General features: G+C 66.7%; 18 protein-coding genes. 10 read left to right on the plus strand and 8 right to left on the minus strand.

Annotated features, from left to right (window positions below):
* Positions 1–106: 106 nt before the first annotated feature.
* The gene (locus ACPCUW_RS02085) at positions 107–442 is read left to right on the plus strand and encodes a hypothetical protein (protein ID WP_305779408.1); all 336 of its coding nucleotides are present in this window, start codon (positions 107–109) and stop codon (positions 440–442) included.
* A 105-nt stretch (positions 443–547) separates the two neighbouring features.
* On the plus strand, positions 548–1753 hold the full coding sequence (locus ACPCUW_RS02090) for an FAD-dependent monooxygenase (RefSeq protein WP_423423502.1): 1206 nt from the start codon (positions 548–550) through the stop codon (positions 1751–1753).
* Between the two features lie 16 nt (positions 1754–1769).
* Here the strand turns inward: ACPCUW_RS02090 and ACPCUW_RS02095 are convergent, their stop codons facing one another.
* Positions 1770–3008, minus strand: coding sequence for a diguanylate cyclase domain-containing protein (locus ACPCUW_RS02095; protein ID WP_423423503.1), 1239 nt, complete (start codon positions 3006–3008; stop codon positions 1770–1772).
* Between the two features lie 785 nt (positions 3009–3793).
* Here ACPCUW_RS02095 and ACPCUW_RS02100 point away from each other — a divergent pair.
* The 5 genes from ACPCUW_RS02100 to ACPCUW_RS02120 all read left to right on the plus strand — a co-directional run bounded on the left by ACPCUW_RS02100 (position 3794) and on the right by ACPCUW_RS02120 (position 8294).
* Positions 3794–3928 (plus strand): keywimysin-related RiPP, encoded by a 135-nt coding sequence (locus tag ACPCUW_RS02100; RefSeq protein WP_423423504.1) that lies wholly within the window; start codon positions 3794–3796, stop codon positions 3926–3928.
* Between the two features lie 163 nt (positions 3929–4091).
* A complete protein-coding gene (locus tag ACPCUW_RS02105; RefSeq protein ID WP_423423505.1) occupies positions 4092–5810 on the plus strand; it encodes an asparagine synthase-related protein in 1719 nt (572 codons plus the stop codon).
* 15 nt (positions 5811–5825) lie between these two features.
* On the plus strand, positions 5826–6083 hold the full coding sequence (locus tag ACPCUW_RS02110; RefSeq protein WP_030513325.1) for a lasso peptide biosynthesis PqqD family chaperone: 258 nt from the start codon (positions 5826–5828) through the stop codon (positions 6081–6083).
* Entirely contained in the window at positions 6080–6529 is a 450-nt protein-coding gene (locus tag ACPCUW_RS02115; RefSeq protein ID WP_305779413.1) for a lasso peptide biosynthesis B2 protein, read from the plus strand. The genes ACPCUW_RS02110 and ACPCUW_RS02115 overlap by 4 nt, the downstream gene beginning before the upstream one ends.
* Positions 6519–8294: an ABC transporter ATP-binding protein gene (locus tag ACPCUW_RS02120; protein ID WP_305779414.1), complete on the plus strand. Its 1776-nt coding sequence runs from the start codon at positions 6519–6521 to the stop codon at positions 8292–8294. The genes ACPCUW_RS02115 and ACPCUW_RS02120 overlap by 11 nt, the downstream gene beginning before the upstream one ends.
* Positions 8295–8330: 36 nt before the next feature.
* On the opposite strand, the gene ACPCUW_RS02125 is transcribed toward ACPCUW_RS02120, so the two are convergent.
* Complete coding sequence (locus ACPCUW_RS02125) at positions 8331–9104, minus strand: hypothetical protein (RefSeq protein WP_423423506.1); 774 nt, start codon at positions 9102–9104, stop codon at positions 8331–8333.
* Positions 9105–9220: 116 nt separating this feature from the next.
* Between ACPCUW_RS02125 and sigJ the strand changes: the two genes are divergently transcribed.
* Entirely contained in the window at positions 9221–10123 is a 903-nt protein-coding gene (gene sigJ, locus ACPCUW_RS02130) for an RNA polymerase sigma factor SigJ (RefSeq protein WP_305779416.1), read from the plus strand.
* 150 nt (positions 10124–10273) lie between these two features.
* Positions 10274–11500, plus strand: coding sequence for a cytochrome P450 family protein (locus ACPCUW_RS02135; protein ID WP_063017631.1), 1227 nt, complete (start codon positions 10274–10276; stop codon positions 11498–11500).
* Between the two features lie 15 nt (positions 11501–11515).
* Here the strand turns inward: ACPCUW_RS02135 and ACPCUW_RS02140 are convergent, their stop codons facing one another.
* From ACPCUW_RS02140 to ACPCUW_RS02155, 4 genes are all read right to left on the minus strand, one after another.
* Complete coding sequence (locus tag ACPCUW_RS02140; protein WP_305779417.1) at positions 11516–12745, minus strand: fatty acid desaturase family protein; 1230 nt, start codon at positions 12743–12745, stop codon at positions 11516–11518.
* 141 nt (positions 12746–12886) lie between these two features.
* Entirely contained in the window at positions 12887–13714 is an 828-nt protein-coding gene (locus tag ACPCUW_RS02145; protein WP_081879234.1) for a neutral zinc metallopeptidase, read from the minus strand.
* A 157-nt stretch (positions 13715–13871) separates the two neighbouring features.
* A complete protein-coding gene (locus tag ACPCUW_RS02150; RefSeq protein WP_063017627.1) occupies positions 13872–14360 on the minus strand; it encodes a MarR family transcriptional regulator in 489 nt (162 codons plus the stop codon).
* Positions 14361–14425: 65 nt separating this feature from the next.
* Positions 14426–14869: a nitroreductase family deazaflavin-dependent oxidoreductase gene (locus ACPCUW_RS02155; RefSeq protein ID WP_423423507.1), complete on the minus strand. Its 444-nt coding sequence runs from the start codon at positions 14867–14869 to the stop codon at positions 14426–14428.
* A 355-nt stretch (positions 14870–15224) separates the two neighbouring features.
* On the opposite strand from ACPCUW_RS02155, the gene ACPCUW_RS02160 reads away from it, so the two are divergent.
* Positions 15225–16106, plus strand: coding sequence for an MHYT domain-containing protein (locus ACPCUW_RS02160; protein ID WP_305779420.1), 882 nt, complete (start codon positions 15225–15227; stop codon positions 16104–16106).
* 33 nt (positions 16107–16139) lie between these two features.
* Here the strand turns inward: ACPCUW_RS02160 and ACPCUW_RS02165 are convergent, their stop codons facing one another.
* Together ACPCUW_RS02165 and ACPCUW_RS02170 are read right to left on the minus strand one after the other, a co-directional pair.
* Entirely contained in the window at positions 16140–16412 is a 273-nt protein-coding gene (locus ACPCUW_RS02165; protein WP_393524706.1) for a hypothetical protein, read from the minus strand.
* A 145-nt stretch (positions 16413–16557) separates the two neighbouring features.
* Positions 16558–17037, minus strand: a complete 480-nt coding sequence (locus tag ACPCUW_RS02170; protein WP_423423546.1) for a C40 family peptidase — start codon at positions 17035–17037, stop codon at positions 16558–16560.
* Between the last annotated feature and the right edge of the window lie 75 nt (positions 17038–17112).

Genomic DNA, 17112 nt, shown 5'->3' on the forward strand with positions numbered 1-17112 from the left:
GAATGCGGCGGCCGGACATTGTAAAAGGGTTGATTCGGCAACTTTCTGACACACGGCGGAAACGCGTAGAATTCCACCAGGTCGGGACAGCTATCTGGAGCCCATCATGATCAAGAAAAGGAATTCACACTCGAAATTCGCCCGGTTGGCAGCAGCAGCCGGAATAGCCGCAGTCGCTGCGGTTCCGGTCGTCGCAGCCGCGACACAAGCGTCCGCCACCGAAACGGCGACGCCCACATCCGCCACCCAACCCGTCGACAGCCCTGGCTGGGGTCACGGCAACGGCTGGGGTCACGGCAACGGCTGGGGCCATGGCAACGGCTGGGGTTGGGGCAACGGCTGGGGTTGGGGTAACGGCGGTTGGGGTAACGGCGGCTGGGGTAACGGCGGCTGGGGCAGCAACTGGTGGAACCCGTTCGGCGGCGGCTGGGGAAGCTTCTAGTGCCGACGACCGAGCCCGGACACGCACAGCGTGCCGGGCTCGGCCGCGTCCGATACCGATCGTGTGATGCCGGGATAGACCGACCGGGCCGGAACTGGTGACCGAATGAAAATCGTATGTGTCGGTGGCGGGCCCGCCGGACTGTACTTCGCCATTTCGATGAAGCGGCGCGACCCGGGCCATGCCGTCACGGTGATCGACCGAGATCCTCCCGGGTCCACCTACGGCTGGGGCGTCGTCTACTGGGACGATCTGCTCGACATCCTGTACCGGAACGACCCCGACAGCGCACAGACGGTGCGGGCCGGATCTGTGCTCTGGCGAGAACAGGCGATCCACGTCGGCGACGACGGGACCGCATATTTCCCGGGCTACGGATTCAGCATGGGGCGAGCGGCATTGCTCGATGTGCTGTCGCAGCGGGCCACCGACCTCGGCGTCGATGTCCAGCACGGCCGGGAAATTCACGATCTGTCCGGCTTCGACGACGCCGATCTCGTCATCGCTGCCGACGGCGCGAACAGCCGGGTACGGCAGCTGGAGGATCATCGCTTCGGAACATCGGTGAACCTCGGCGAGAATCGATATATCTGGCTCGGCACCGACAAGGTCTTCGACCGATTCACTTTCGCCTTCGAACACACGCCGGCCGGTTGGATCTGGTTCCACGCCTACCCGTCGATCGCCGGAAAGATCAGCACCTGCATCGTGGAATGCCAACCGCGGACGTGGCGCGAATCGGGATTCGATTCCCTGGACGGCGCCGCGAATGTGCGTCTTCTGGAAAAGATATTCGCGCGCGTTCTCGACGGTCACTCGTTGATCAGCAAGACACGAGGCGAATTCGCAAGGTGGAGTTGCTTTCCCGAAGTGACCAACAAATCCTGGTATCACGACAATGTGGTGCTGGTCGGCGATGCGGCGCACACGACGCACTTCACCATCGGTTCGGGCACCCGGTTGGCGATCATCGACGCCATCGTGCTCGCCCAGAGCCTGTACGAGCACGGCGAGATCGCCGATGCGCTGGAGAATTACGATGCGCAGCGGCGCGCGGCGATGCGCCCGATCCAGGCCGCCGCCCGTGCCAGCATGACCTGGTTCGAACACGCCGACCGGTATCTGGACCGCAACGCCGTGCAGTTCGCCTATGCGATGGCGGTTCGGCACGGGCTGCAAATGCCGTGGCGATACCAGATGCACCTGCTCACACAGGTTCCCGCCGTGCGCACGATGCGCAGGGGTATCGATTCCGGGCAGCGGTGGTGGCGAGCGGCGCGGCGCGGCGAACTCGCGATGCCGCGGCGCTGATCTGTTCGGCGCTGATCTACTCGGCGGCGCGACTGCTCTCGTCGCGATGCAGCACCCAGGTGCCGCGGCCGGCGGCCTTGGCCCGGTACAGGCCCACGTCGGCATCGTTCAGCAGTTTCTCGGCGTTCGCGCCCGCCACCGGGGCGACGACGGCGCCGATGCTGGCCGACATCGCCAGCAGATCGGTGGGACCGACCGGGACCGGTTCCCGCAGGGTCGCAAGCATGGTCTCGGCGGCGGCGTGCGCCGCCTCTTCGTCACACGGAGGTGCGAGCAGCGCGACGAACTCGTCTCCGCCGATGCGGGTGACCGTGACCGCCGGTGAGGTCATCGTCGCGTCCAGCCGGCGACCGACCTCGGCCAGCACGCTGTCGCCCGCGCGGTGGCCGTACCGGTCGTTGATCAGCTTGAACTCGTCGAGGTCGAGGAAACACAAACCGATGTGGTCGGCGGGACCGGCCGTCGCGACGATGGCCTCCAACTGCTCGAGCAGGCAGTGTCGGTTGGGCAGACCCGTCAACGGGTCGTGGCGCGCCTGCCACCACAGTTTCCGCTCCATCGCGCGCCGTTCGGTGATGTCCTCTCCGACGGCGAGCAGCCGCAGATCGCGCCCACCCGCTCCGCGCACCAGCGTCATCGTCCAGGCACCCCAGCAGACGGTGCCGTCGGGGCGGCAGAAGCGGCCTTCGAAGTGCACAGTGCCATACCGGCGCTGGTACAGATCGACGACAACCTGCTGAAGTTTGTCGCGATCCTCGGGATGCATCAGATCCAGACCAGCCACGCCCGGCAGTTCCTCCGGCTTCATCCCGACCATCCGTGCCGTGGTCCGGTTGGCTTCCAGCGTGATGCCGTTGCTGTCGTAGAGGGCGATCGCCACCGCAGCATTGTCGAACACCACGCGGAAGCGCTGGTCGGCAACCTCGCGGCTGTCCGCGTGGACCTTCAACAGTTCGGCACTGTAGCCGCGGCCGAGTTCGCCCAGGAGCGCGCCGAACCGCCGCGTGCTATCCGGCCGCTGCGACCGTTCCAGCAAACCGGCCAGCACCGTCGCGGACGGGGTCATCAATGCGGGGTCGGTCAGCTTCCACCGCACCATCTCGACCCCGACGCGGTATGCGGGCGACGGATCGAACGGATCGGCCGACATGGCAACGTCCAGTTCGACGATCCACGTGGTCAACTGCTCGACGCGCGGCAGAGATGTCGGCACGCCACCGCAATCGACCAGGGCCGCCGACCAGTCTCGCGCCATGTCGGCAACCTCGCGCCTGTCCATCCGCGAGGACCTTCCTCCATCGCCGGACCCGCGAGGCCCGGCACCGACGACCCTCCCCATTCGCTACCAACGAGCATACGAAACAACCGCTCTGCCGTGTGGGTGACGGCGGGAACCGGCCGCACTACCGACGCCCCCGGTCGAGCCGGCATCCCCTGCACACGGGACGCCCGCACGACGACGCGAGGCAGCTGTCCGATCCACTCGGGAACTACCCCCGATCGCGGGAGAGTAACGCCCCCGGTTCCGCGTCGAGATGTCCGGATGCACCGTTTCCGCACGGCTCGACCGCCGTAACCCGGTGGCGTGGTCGGTGGCCGAAGCCCTCGATGGCGCTCACCGACGTCGCCGCTCAGGACGTGCGAGAGCTCGAGCCGAGGGCCCCTGGCGACTGATCACACCACATCGAAAAGTGCAGCGCAGCAATTATTTTCGATGGCAATTCGCGAAGATCCTTGACGGGCTGTGGCATACGGCGCAGAATAGCGGGCGGGGACGGGGGCAGGTCGCCGGGCGATATCGGGGGAGGATTCGAACAGGCCCGAAATTCCTTGCGGGATAGCGACTTACATCCGGAACGACATGTTCGTTCGGACCGGCAGCACGGGGGGACTGATCAAGTGCGTCGAAATTCCGGCGCGATCCGCTTTCCTCGAATCCACGACTCCATCAATTCTCGGTTGCACACGTCCGAGTCGAACAGAACGACTCGGAATGAGACCGCCTCCAAGGGGAGTGCGAGGAAAGGAAGGAAAGTGAAGATGGAGAACGCGGCAGACAGCTCGGACAAGAAGATCTACGAGAAGCCGGTGATCGCCAAATGCGGCGATTTCCGCAACCTCACCGGGGCGTTTTCACCACGGAATCCGACCTGCTGGTCGGACGCCGCGGAATGATCTGAGCCGTCACCACCGAGCTCGAATCATAGGGGGTTGGAGGATGACTGGCGATGCTCGGACAGGATTTGTCGTTCTGCCCGACCACGGGGCGGCAGTGAGCATCGCCAGGCGTCTCCTCCCGTGGGCGCGGGTGTTGGCAGAGCACCGTTCGGGACGTCCGATGGTCGTCGGACATTGCCCGGACCGGCCGGTCATTCACACCAACGGCCGTGCGGCGCAGGTGGTGATCCTCGGCCACGCTCTGATCAGCGAGCAGGCCGTCCTCGACTATGCGATGTCGACAGGTTCACCGGCTCGATGGCGAGTGATCCTGGACGCGATCGACGGATCGTTTCACTCGATCGTCGAGGTGAACGGCGACATCCACCTGAACGGTGCCGCATACGGATCCCGCGGCCTGTACCGCGCCCGCGTGGACGGCATCGACATCGCCGCCGATACCGTGCACGCCCTGCGGCACCTCGTCGGCGGCAAACTCGACGCCGGTGCCCTCGCCGCACATCTGCTCGAACCCGTTCCGCATCACCTCGCACAACGTCCGCTGCTCACGGGAATCGAACCGCTCGCCCGCGGTACCGGGTTGGTGATCACACCGACCGGAACGTCCCGGATGGTGCGGAGCGCGAGTGAAAGGACCGCCGTCCGGGGCCTCGAGGAGGGCGCACACGAGGTACGGAGCCGACTCGAGGCGGCGGTACGGGCTCGGACCGCGGCGGGTGGCACGGTTACCTGCGAACTTTCCGGCGGTTACGACTCGACGTCGATCAGTTTTCTCGCCGCCCGCGGACCGGCGGAGATCACGCTGCTGACGGCACGCGGACGCGATTCCGCCAATGAAGACCTCGAATGGGCCCTGCTCGCCGCCCGGCACCTGCCACATGTGCGGCACACGATCCTTCCCGATTCCGAACTGCCTTTCACCTACGCCGGCCTGGAGGACGGGCCGACCTGGCTGAACGAGCCCTCACCGCTCATCGCCGGCAGAAGCCGGGTAGGTGCGCTCGCGGCACTGGCGGCAACCTTCGGTCCCACCGTGCACCTGACCGGCCACGGGGGCGATCACCTCTTCACCGGACTGCCGACGCTCTACCGCGATCTACTGTGGCGTCGCCCGCTCACCGCATGGCGGGGACTGCGCAGTTTCGGCGCCCTCGGCGGTTGGCGATCACGAGATCTCCTGCGCGGCGCGGTCGAGCCCGCGGATTTCCGGGCGTGGTGGAAAAGGAATTCTGTACCGATCGCCGGTGTGCCGGAACGGCGCAAACCGATGCTGGGCTGGGCCCTTGTTCCGTCCATTCCGGTGTGGGCCACGACTGCGGCGAAAGATGCTGTGCACGAGGGAATCTCGTGGATGGCCGCCGATGCCGAACCGCTGGCGCCCGCTCGTGGGCGCCACGTCGAACTGGAGTCGATCGTCGAGGGGGCCCGGACGGTGGCCGTGTTGAACCGCATGTCACTGGCATCCGGCGGGCCGCCCCTGTCCGCACCCTATTTCGATGACCGAGTTATTTCCGCTGCCTTGTCGGTGGCGGTTCCGGATCGGGTCAGCGCCTGGACGTACAAGCCTCTGCTCAGGGCCGCGGTCAGCGGAATCGTGCCCGCCGAGGTACTACGCCGGCAGACCAAGGACAGCGGATCACACGACGTCGAAGTGGGCCTGCGCAAGCATCGCGACGAACTCGTGGCTCTGTGGGAGAACTCGCGGCTCGGCGCCATGGGCCTGATCGACTCGAAGCGACTGAAGCATTTGTGCGCCAGCCCCAGTTCGTTCGAACTGGAAGACGGAACGATGTTCAGCACCATCGCCTGCGAACTCTGGCTGCGCGATCTGGAACGGAATTTTCTCGATCCGCGCGACAGTAGCGCGCGGAAAGCCTGAGGAGTGGGAGGGACCATGGATACCACGACACCGAGGCCCGGCTTGTCTTTCGTGCGAACGGAATACGGGGGCGTCGTTCTCGATCTGAAACAGGGCGAGTATTGGCGGCTCAATCCGGTCGGAGCGGAAGTGTTCGCCTCGCTCCTCGCCGGCGACGCCGCCGATCCCGTTGCGGCAGTGCTCGATCGGTTCGACGTCGATGCCGTTACCGCGCAGCGAGACGTCGCCGAACTGGTGAGCCACCTCCGAGCAGTGGGGCTGGTGCCGTCGTGAGCCACCAGATGGCGCTCGGGACCGAATTCGAGGAGGACGGACGCAGGGGTGAGCGCTCGGCCGCGGCCTGGGCCGTTCGCGCCGCGAGGGTCCTCGTCAGGTTGCCACCGCGACGGATCGAATGGATCCTGAAGCAGTTACACCGAGGAAGTCGTCCGGCCCCGTTCGACGATGCCGAGCGATGGCGGCGCCGGGTCGTCGAGGTGAGTCCCGACGCCGCCGGAAGATACGGCTGCCTGACGAGGTCCGTGGCGACGACGCTGCTGAGCCGACGCTACGGTGCGTGGACAACCTGGTGTGTCGGCGTGCGCACCGAGTTGCCGTTCGCCGCACACGCATGGGTCGAAGCAGACGGAAAGCTTGTCGGGGAGGCGGGAGACATGACGACATTCAGTCGACTGATCGTGGTCGGCCGGCATGTGAACGTGGGTGACGATGTCAGCTGACGACGGTGAGATTCGAGAGCGCGAGTCCTGGCCGCGCCGGGTCGGGGCGCTGCTGAGAATTCTCGCACCACAACGTAATTCGCTGCTCGCGGCGACGGCACTGCTTCTCGTCGGCACCGGTTTGTCGTTGGCGCAACCGCTCCTGGCCGGACAGGTCGTCCGCGATGCCTCGGCGGGCGCGACGATCGCGTGGTCGCTCGCGGCGCTGGTGGGGGCCTATCTCCTGTATGCCGTCGCCGATACCGGCGGCAATTACATACTCGAGCGGTCCAGCGAATCCGTACTCTTGTCCGTGCGTCATCGTCTGGCCGGGCATCTGCTGCGGCTGAGAATTCCCACTCTGGAGTCACAGCGGGTCGGCGATCTCATCTCCCGGGTCACGCTCGATTCGACCGTGATCCGCAACGCCGTGGGCAGCAGCCTCGTCCAAATACTCACGGGCGCAATCACACTCGTGGGCACCGTGGCGGTGATGATCTATCTCGACTGGCTGTTGTTCTCGATCGTCTTCGTCACCGTGGGCGTCGCCGCGGCGGCGATGTTGCTGGTCATGACGCGAATCGAAGTGGCTTCGGTGCGCTTGCAGGAGAGCGTCGGCGCGCTGTCCGCGGATATCGAGCGCGCGCTGAACGGCGTGCGCACGGTGAAGGTCAACAATGCCGAGGACCGCGAACACGAGCGGTTGACCGAACTGGCCGGTGCCGCATTCGCCGCCGGCGTGCGCGCGGCCCGATTGAAGGCGCTGGGAAATCCGGCCATGCACCTGGCGGTGACCGGGTCGTTCGTGGTGTCATTGCTGGTCGGCGGTGTGCGGGTGGCCAATCATCAGATGGAGTTGAGCAGCCTCGTCACGATGATGCTCCTCGCGATGAACCTGCTCATTCCGGTCGGCGATCTGTTCAACGGCTCCGTCGGATTGCAGAAGGCCTTGGGCGCGCTGAGCCGGATCGAATCGACGCTGAGTTTGCCGACCGAGGACGTCGACGAGATTCCGCAGGTCGGCGTCGACGGTGATTCGGCGATCGAGCCCGCCTCGGCGAACGGGCGTCCCGCATTGGAATTCCGCGAGGTGCGTTTCTCCTACGACGAGCGGCCGATTCTCGACGGCGTGAGTTTCTCGGTACCTCCGCGGGGACATGTGGCCCTGGTCGGGCACTCGGGCGCCGGGAAATCCACCGTATTCTCCCTGGTGAGCCGGTTCTACGATCCGGACGGCGGCGACATTCTGCTCGGCGGCCGGTCCTACGCCGGTCGACCACGGCGGGCGTGGCGCTCGGAAATCAGCCTGCTGGAGCAGAACGCGCCGCTGCTGTTCGGCAGCCTCCGGGACAATCTGACCTACCGGCAGCCGGGCCTCGGCGAAGACGATCTGCAGCGCGCGACAGAGCTCGCCGGGCTGGCCGATCTCGTCTCCCGGCTCCCCCGTGGGCTGGACACTCCCGTGGGCGAGCACGGCGTCCTGCTCTCGGGCGGCGAGCGTCAACGCGTAGCACTGGCCCGAGCGCTGATCCGCCGGCCCGTCCTGATGATGCTCGACGAACCCACCGCGATGCTCGACGCCGAAACCGAGAAGGCGCTGAACGTGACCATCCAGAACGTGCGACAAGAATGTGCCCTCCTGGTGATCGCCCATCGCCTGTCCACCATCCGCGAGGCCGACATCGTCATGTTCCTGAAGGACGGGCGGATCGTCGACAGCGGGCCCCACGACGAACTGGTCGCCCGCAACGCCGACTATCGACAGCTGGTCGGAGCGACGGTGTGAATCCGGTGCGGGACCGACGGGTGTTCCGATGCTCCGTCAGCTCGACAGGGTCACCACCGCGGCCGGGTCGAACAGGTCCCGGATTCGGTTCCACGGGAGCTGAACCGGGTAGTAGTCGCCCCGCGCGTGCGCGACGGAGAAGTAGACGGTGAGTCCCTCCGGGGAGGGGACCCAGTTGGCGAAATCGTCACCGCCGGGAGCGTGTGTGAACAGGGTGGGCCCGTCCGCGGGCACCAGGCTCTGGGCGGTCGCGGCGAGGGCGTTCCAGCTCTGGGCCGGGTCGCGCAAGGCCGTCGGCAACATGACCGGTTGCGCGGTTCCGGTGTCGATCACCACGGTGCCGATCTGGTTGACCGGATGCGGGCCGCCCTCCCACGTGTGGTCGGTGATCAGCACGCCCGCAACGACCTTCGTCCCGATCCGGGTGACGCGGCTGGTTTCCCCGCAGCGCAGCCGGGCGTCGTGCAGCGCACCGCTCGCGTCGCCGCCGCTCGTATCGGCCAGCGAGGCGCGCATCGCCGCGTTGAACCGATCGCGCACCGCCTGCTCACCGCCCTCGAGTTGCGGCAGCGTCACGTCCGTCGTCAGCGTCGCGGTCTGTTCCCGCACCGGCACGGTGGTGGCGGTGTACGGCCCTGCCGAGGCCACGGGCGAGTGCGGGCACCCGGCCTGCTGATCCGGCGATCCGCTGACCTGCTGAGCAACCGGTTCGGAGGAGGCCACGGCCGGTCCATCAGCGGCATCGTCCGTACCGCACGCCGAAAGCGCCGCCACGCCGAACCAGATTGCCACCCACACTGCTCTTTTCACTGGGTACTCCCCCCGACTGTCACCGGCGAACGGCAGCATACAACCTGGACCTCACATTTCGGCGTGCTGTGTCGTCCAACAGTGGAAGGACCTGTACCGAACGAGGGAGTGAGATCATGACCGATCCGGAAGCGAGCGCGGTGGTGGGTGAGCGGCGGGCGCTGCTCAACCTCGCCTACCGGCTGCTCGGCTCCCTCGCGGAGGCCGAGGACGTGGTGCAGGAGACCTATGCGCGCTGGTACGCCCTGTCCCCGGAACAACAGCAGGCCGTCGAGGCGCCGGGTGGCTGGTTGCGGACCGTGGCCAGCCGCATCTGTCTGGATCTGCTCGGTTCGGCGCGGGCTCGCCGCGAGCGCTACGTCGGTGAGTGGATTCCGGAGCCGGTCCCGGACCGCAGCGAGTGGGGCGTGCCCGCACCGGCCGATCCGGCCGACCGGGTGACGCTCGACGAATCGATCAGCATGGCGTTCCTCGTCGTACTCGATTCCATGACGCCGGCCGAGCGCGTGGCCTTCGTCCTGCACGATGTCTTCCGGTATTCCTTCGCCGAGATCGCCGATATCGTCGGCCGCACTCCCGCGGCCTGCCGACAGCTGGCCTCCTCCGCACGCCGTCGTATCCAGACCTCGGCACGTCCCTCTCGGGACGAGCGTGCCGAGGTCGTCCGAGACTTCAAACGCGCGTGGGAGACGAAGGATATCGAGGCACTGATCGAGATCCTGGATCCACGGGCCGTCGCGACGGCCGACAGCGGCGGCCGGGTGGTCGCCTTCCGTCATCCGATCACCGGTGGCGAGCAGATCGCTCGCGCATGGATCGAAATCGCCTCCCGCGCCGCGGAAGTCACACTTCTCGAGCGCACCGTCAACGGCCAGCCCGGCCTGGTGGCACAGATCGACGGCGCCATCGCAACCGTCTACGCCTTCGATATCGCCGACGGCCGGATCACCCGGATCTGGGCGATCCGCAATCCGGAGAAGCTAAGGCAATGGACGGAACACCGGCTGTCACCGCACTGACCATGAAAGTGGTTCGGGCGGAACGATTTCTACGCGAATCGGACATCCGCGGCTCGGCCTGATTTTCGGTACTTTGGATACGGTCACCGTCAGGACCGGTCCGACACCGTGGGTAGCGCCGATCGGCGCCGGTAGCAGGGAGCAGGGAGCATGACCGAGGCCGAGGTTTCCGAGCAGATCGAACTGGTGGAAGACGACTTCCACGACGATCCGCACAAGTACTACGAGCGCTGGCGGGCCCGGGGGCCGGTGCACCACGTGCGGTTCACGCACGAGCGCGGGATTCCGTGCTGGGTCGTCGTCGGCCATGCGGAAGCGCGTGCGGCACTGGCCGATCCGCGCTTGCGCAAGAACTCGGCCGGCACCTTCGAACTGTTCCGGCGCAAAGGCTCTGCGGTGCTGTCGAATTCGGATGCGCAGGCGTTGAGCACCCATATGCTCAATACCGATCCGCCGGAACACACGCGACTGCGGAAGTTGGTGAACAAGGCCTTCACGCCGCGGCGGGTGGCGGCCTTGCGCCCGCGCATCGAGGAGATCACCGCCGGATTGCTCGACGAAGTGGCCGCGCACGACGAGGTCGATCTGCTTCATGCGTTCGCGACCCCGCTACCCGTCACCGTGATCTGCGAACTGCTCGGCGTTCCCTTCACCGATCGCGACGATTTCCAGCTGTGGACGAAGATCCTGGTCGGGGCCTCCGGAGATCTGGCGGACCGCGACCGCGCCTCCGCCGATATGGGCAGATATCTGACGGCGCTGCTGGCGGACAAACGCGTTCGGCCCGGCGACGACCTGCTGTCGGGACTGGCCACCGAACAGGACGAAGGCGACCGCCTCACCGATCCCGAATTGGTGGCGATGGCTTTCCTGCTGCTGGTTGCCGGTCACGAAACGACGGTGAACCTGATCGGCAACGGCACCTTCGCCCTGCTGCGCAACCGGCCCCAATTCGATGCGCTGCGGGCGGATCCGGACGGTGTCCCCGCCGCCGTGGAAGAGTTTCTGCGACTCGACGGCCCGGTCGGCTGGGCCACGGTCCGGTACACCGAGGAACCCGTCGACATCGGCGGAATCGTCATCCCCGCAGGGGAATTGGTTTACGTCGCGCTCTCGGCGGCCGATCGCGATCCCGATCGATACCGTTCACCCGACGAACTCGATATCGGCCGGAAGCCGTCCGGACATGTGGCCTTCGGCCACGGAATCCACTTCTGCGTCGGCGCTCCGCTGGCCCGGATGGAGGCCGCCGTCGCCTTCACCGCGCTGCTGGATCGCTTCCCGAAGCTGGCCCTGGCGCCGTCGTTCACCCCGCGGTGGCAGCCGAGCCTGCTCATGCGGGGACTCACCGAACTGCCGGTGCGCCCCCACGGATGAGGTGAACCCGCCGGATCATCCGGTCGGCAGTGCGGTCTTGGCCGCCACCACGCGCAGCGCGGTGCGCAGCCCCCGGCGGGAACGAGACGGTGCGCCCTCGGCGGCCGCGAACGGTCGATATCCGAGAAACTTCCGCTCCGACGCGGTTTCCGGGGCGTCGTCGGAGGTCGCGGTGAGGAAGCGATCCGGCAGCGCCAATTTGTGGATCGTCCGGAGGGTGAGCGCATACTGCCGCAGCAGAGGACCCGTCGTGTACGGCAGATCGAATTCTTCGCACAGCGCACGCACGCGGGCGGCGATATCCCGGTACCGGTTGCTGGGCAGGTCCGGGAACAGGTGATGTTCGATCTGGTAGCACAGATTGCCGCTCATGAAGGCCTGAACCCGCCCGGCATCGAAGTTCGCCGTGCCCAGCATCTGGCGCAAATACCATTCCGCCTTGGTTTCCGACTCCAGCACCGACGGAGTGAATTTCTCCGCGCCGTCGGGAAAATGGCCGCAGAAGATCACCAGGTACGCCCACAGGTTGCGCAGCACATTGGCGCCGAGATTGGCGAAAAGCGTTCGCCGCCATCGCTTTCCGCTCAATGCGGGGAACAGCACGTAATCCTTGCCGGCCTGCCGGACCAGTTTTCCGAGCAACGCCCGGGTCTGACCGGCGCGCTCGGCGGTATCGGTCACCCGATCGTGGACGGAGTCCAGGTCGTGCCAGGCGATACCCCATTCGAAGGTCGCCGCCAGCAGCACATTCTGTAACGGTTGCAGCAGCAGGCGCGGCCGCCAATGCTGGTCTCTGGTCACCCGCATCACGCCGAAGCCGATATCGTCGTCCATTCCCAGCACGTTGGTGTAGAGGTGATGGCGGACATTATGTGCGTAGCGCCACTGCGCGGACAGCCCGGCCATATCCCACTCCCAGGTGTTGGAGTGAATTTCCGGGTCGTTCATCCAATCCCATTGACCGTGGGAGACGTTGTGACCGATCTCCATATTCTCGACGCTCTTGGCCGTCGCCAGGCCCGCCGTACCGAGCAGCCAGGCGAAGCGGCCACGACCGGCGAGAATGATCAGTCGCGCGGCGGCGTCGAGGGTGCGCTGAAAAACGATCGTCCGGCGAATGTAGTTCGCGTCACGAGTACCCAGGTCGGCCTCGACATCGGCGCGAATCCGGTCGAGCTCACGCCCCAGCGCCTCGATATCGGCGGGACTGAGATGTGCGTACGCGCCGATCTCGGTAATAGCCATGACCTACATCCTCGGATTTGTGTGTGGTGGCGCGAACGCCCACCGACGAGGACATATGCGGAGACCCGCCGATCACCCGAGCCTACCCGTCCTCGCTGAACAGCCCGCGAGACGACCGAGCCCGGCCGCGCGGCCGCGTGTTCATTCCAGCCACGCGTCGCTGCGAGCCGCCCACGGATTGCATTCGTACAGCGAGGGTGCAGCGGCGGAGGCCGGGTCACTGCTCGGGTGCATTCCCCACCCGAACCAGTTGGCGACGTTCTGGTTGGTCCCGTGCCAGCGTCGTTCGCCCGGCCGGTCACCCGCGCCGGCGTTGTTGGCGTAGGCCCGGTCGGCCAGGCCCTGGGTGATGGCACCGCGTCCGGTATTGACGCCGTAGAACATCCCGGAGAAACACCACGCCTGCAGCTCGAGCCGACGGTTGAGCAGGTCGACCTCCGGCCCGGTCCAGTTCAGCGCCGAGGCCCTGGCTTGGAAGGCGGCCATGATTCCGGTGAGCTGTTGCACGTGGTGTTCGTATTCGTGCGAGAGCACCGCGAGCACGTTGCCGACGCCGTAGCCGATGACCGGGGCCATGGTGTCGAACGGCATCACGATCATCCGGTCGGCCGCACAGTAGAACGCTTCCCGATTGCTGCCGGTGGAACTGCACGCACCGTGGTAATCACCGATTCGGGCGCCCGCCCAGAGCGCGGGCGAGGACATGGGGATCCGGAAGTGCGCCAGGGTGGGCGCCCATGCGGCATCGTGACAGCTGATCGCCGCGCGGTAGTACGCCTCCGCGCCATCCGGAGTGTTGCGCCAGCCGGGCAGCCGACAGTCGACACTCGACAGGCCCACGCCTTGCTCGCTGAGCACCGGATTACTGCCGAGTTCCGGGTCGGTTTTCACCGGGCCGGTGCCGGTGTGCTGACGATTGCCGGCTACCGGCGTCGCGTCGGGCGTCGACCGCGCCGTAGCCTGCGGCACGGCCGGCGAGCCGACGGGATCCGGCGAGTGGGCCGTCGCACAACTACAGAGAAGCAGAGCGGCAACAGCTGAAAAGATCCCCCCACGAAGCAATTTCACGTCCTACTTGTACCAGAACTCGCCCTCGCAGGGCCGCCGACGAGGAGCGCGCGGCCGGTCAGCTGCCGAGTTCGGCGGCGGAGTCCGCGCCTGCGGTACCGGTCTGCCGGAGGAAGTCGGCGATAACCTCGAGTTCTGGCTCCGAGTACCGGTCGAGCACCTCGTCCATGCGCCGGTTCATGCCCGAGAACACGTGGAACAGTTCGGAATTGCGCTCGCGGACGGCGCGCAGGGTGACTGCGCGCCGGTCGCTCGCCTCGGGGTCGCGTTCCCGAACGATCCAGCCGCCCTTCTGCAACCGGTCCAGGACACCGGTGAGGGTGGCCGGGTGCAGGCCGGTGAGCCGGGACAGGGCGGTCGGCGAGACGGGGCCCCGCCGGTTGATCAGGTCCAGGCAGGTCCAGTCCACGTCGCGGAGTTCCACCCGGCCGCCGAACCGGCGATTCAGCAGGGCGAGCTGAATGTTCAAGTCGCGCAACGCATCCTTGACGTCGACGGCCAGCCGGCGCCGTTGCTGCGCGGCCGCGCGATCCGCCTCCGAGCTCATCGGCACCCTCCGGTCGATTCATACGATTTTCATATGATATCCCCGGCGCGGACGAACCCGGCAGGTCAGTGCGGTTCGACCCGGAACACCGCGATGCGCCCGGCCGCCGCCGCCACCCCGTCGGGCGTTGCCGCATCGGCCAAACCGGTTGTGACGAAACGGTTTCCGACGCTGGCGGGCCCGGCTCCGACCAATTCCCGCAGCAGCGCCCCGCGCTGCTCGACCGGAACCTCGACCAGTCGCGCGGTCGAGGATTTCCGTCCGCGCGTCAGCGTGACCGAATCGGCCGCCCGCACGTTGGCCACCCAGGCCGCCCGCGGATAGGCCTGCACGATGTAGTGCGCCCCACTCAACTCGCTGACCGCGATCGGGAAGGTGCGCGGTTGCCCGGTGCGCCGACCGGCGACGGTGAGCAGTTGCATCGGACCGAAACCGATTCCCAGCCGTTGCAGCCCGACCACGAGCGGATTGACCCGATTGACCATCCGCCGATACCGCTGCGCATCCATTCCGGCACCTCCAGTACTCCCGAAACCATATTCTATGATTTTCATATCGTATCCATACAGTATCGTCTTGCGATAGTCCCGAACGTCCGGATTCGTCCGATAGACCTGTCAAGGGCCATAGGTCCCCAAAGTGGCTCAAGTGCGCCAGAACACACCTCCGGTTCGATGTCCATCAGGCGACACTCCGGCAAACCCCGTGCACACACCCCGTGAACCTGTGTCACCTGCACATTTGCCGGACGGCGAGGGAGGTCGGCCGCACCCGGACACGAACGGGCGCGGGTAACGATCATGAGCAATGTGAACTATCGTCCGGTCACGAATCGATAACCCCTCTTTCGCTTCGGGAGACCTCGTGCTCGAGCTCGACCATTTCAGCCACGGCTGGGTAACCCCGGTCCTGGCCTATGTCATGTCCTTCATCGGATCCGTTCTGGCGCTGCGCTGCGCCACCCACGCCCGGGCCTCGCGCTGGCCGGGCGGCTGGTTGATCGCCGCGGCCGTCTCGCTCGGCGGCGCCGGCATCTGGGTCATGCACTTCACCGCCATGCTCGGTTTCTCGATCCACGGCGCGAATATCCGCTACGACGTGCCGATGACGCTGCTCAGCGCGGCCATCGCGATCGTCGTGGTGTGGGCCGGACTGTCGATCGTGGTGCGCGGGCACCGGGAAGTGATCGCACTCCCCCTCGGCGGCATGATCACCGGATTCGGCGTCGCGGCCATGCACTACCTCGGCATGCATGCCATGAACGCCGGCGCGCACATCGAATACAGCACCGGACTGGTGGCCCTGTCGCTGCTGATCGCCGTGGTGGCCGCGACCGCGGCACTGTGGTTCGTCCTGCACGTGCGCGGGTTCGCCGCCACCATCGGCGCGGCGGCCATCATGGGTCTGGCGGTCTGCGGAATGCATTACACCGGAATGGCATCCATGACGGCGCACCGCATGGACAACATGGCCGAGCCGACCGGCGGTGTCGACTCGGTGCAGCTGCTCACCCCGCTGATCATGGTGGTCACGCTCGTCACCATCATGCTCGTGGTGCTCGTCGGACTCGCGGAGGTCGACGGACCCTCGCGACGCGACGATGCCGATGGCACGAACGATCTCGATCTCGCCGACAGCGGCCGCGCGTGGCCGCGCGCCTACACCGAGGAATCTCCCGCACCCGATCAGCCCGCACCGGCATTCAGCCTGCAGGCGATTTCGAAGCGGCAGTCGACCCGTCGATAGCCGGACGATACGGACGATCGGCCGAGCGAACGCTCAGCCGATCGTCCTCCGGATCCATTCTTCCGCAGCGTTTTTCGCCTCCGCGACCGATCGCGCGCTGACCTCGCGCAACATCCGGCCGTCGGCGGTTTCGATACGCCAGGCGCAGGTGGTCCGCGTGGTCGGCTTCACCAGACCGCGCGCATCGCCGAACGCCTTGACCAGCCACCAGCGGGTGCCGTCACCGGCCAACTCCCAGCCGTCGACCGCATCCGAGGGGCGCACCGGCCCGAACGGCTCGTCGGCATTCGCCCGAGTCTCGGCCACCGGCCCCCTCCTCCGCGATTCACGTTGCAGTCCAATGCTGGTCGATCTCGATACTCGATCTCGATGCACATTGTCGCGCAACATATCCTCGCGGCGGATTCGAACCCCTGGATCGGCGAGCCGCGTGGCGCACCCGCCGGCGGCGTCAGAAGCGGCGGGCGCCGGTGACCGGCATCTGCGCGAGCGCCGATCGGATGACACCCTCACCGCTCGTCGCGGCGTGCACGACCGTGCCGTCACCCGCGTAGAGAGCGGAGTGTCCGCCACCGTAGAACGACACGAGATCGCCCGGTTGCAGCGCATCCAGGTCGACCGGCGTGCCGGCGGTCAGCTGGTCGTAGCTCGTCCGCGGCAGGTCCACCCCGACCTGCCGGTACGCCCACTGCACCAGACCCGAGCAGTCGAAGGCATCGGGTCCGGTGGCACCCGAGCGGTAGGCCGAGCCGATCTTGGACTCGGCGGCCTCGAGCGCCCGCTCACCGACCGATTTCATGGGCTCCGGCGGGGCCGGATGGATTTCCGGGAAGAGCCCGGGAATTGTGAACTGCGGCGGTAGTGGAATTCCCGGTACGACCGGGGCGAGTATCGGCGAGTCGGCGTGTGCGGGGCCCGCGGTCGCCACCATCGTGCCCGCCGCGCCGAACAGAACGACCAGCGTTGCCGCGGTCGACCAGGCCCTACGACCCGGAAAGCGGGTACA

The sequence above is a fragment of the Nocardia sp. AB354 genome (assembly GCF_049538315.1).
GTDB lineage: Bacteria > Actinomycetota > Actinomycetes > Mycobacteriales > Mycobacteriaceae > Nocardia > Nocardia nova.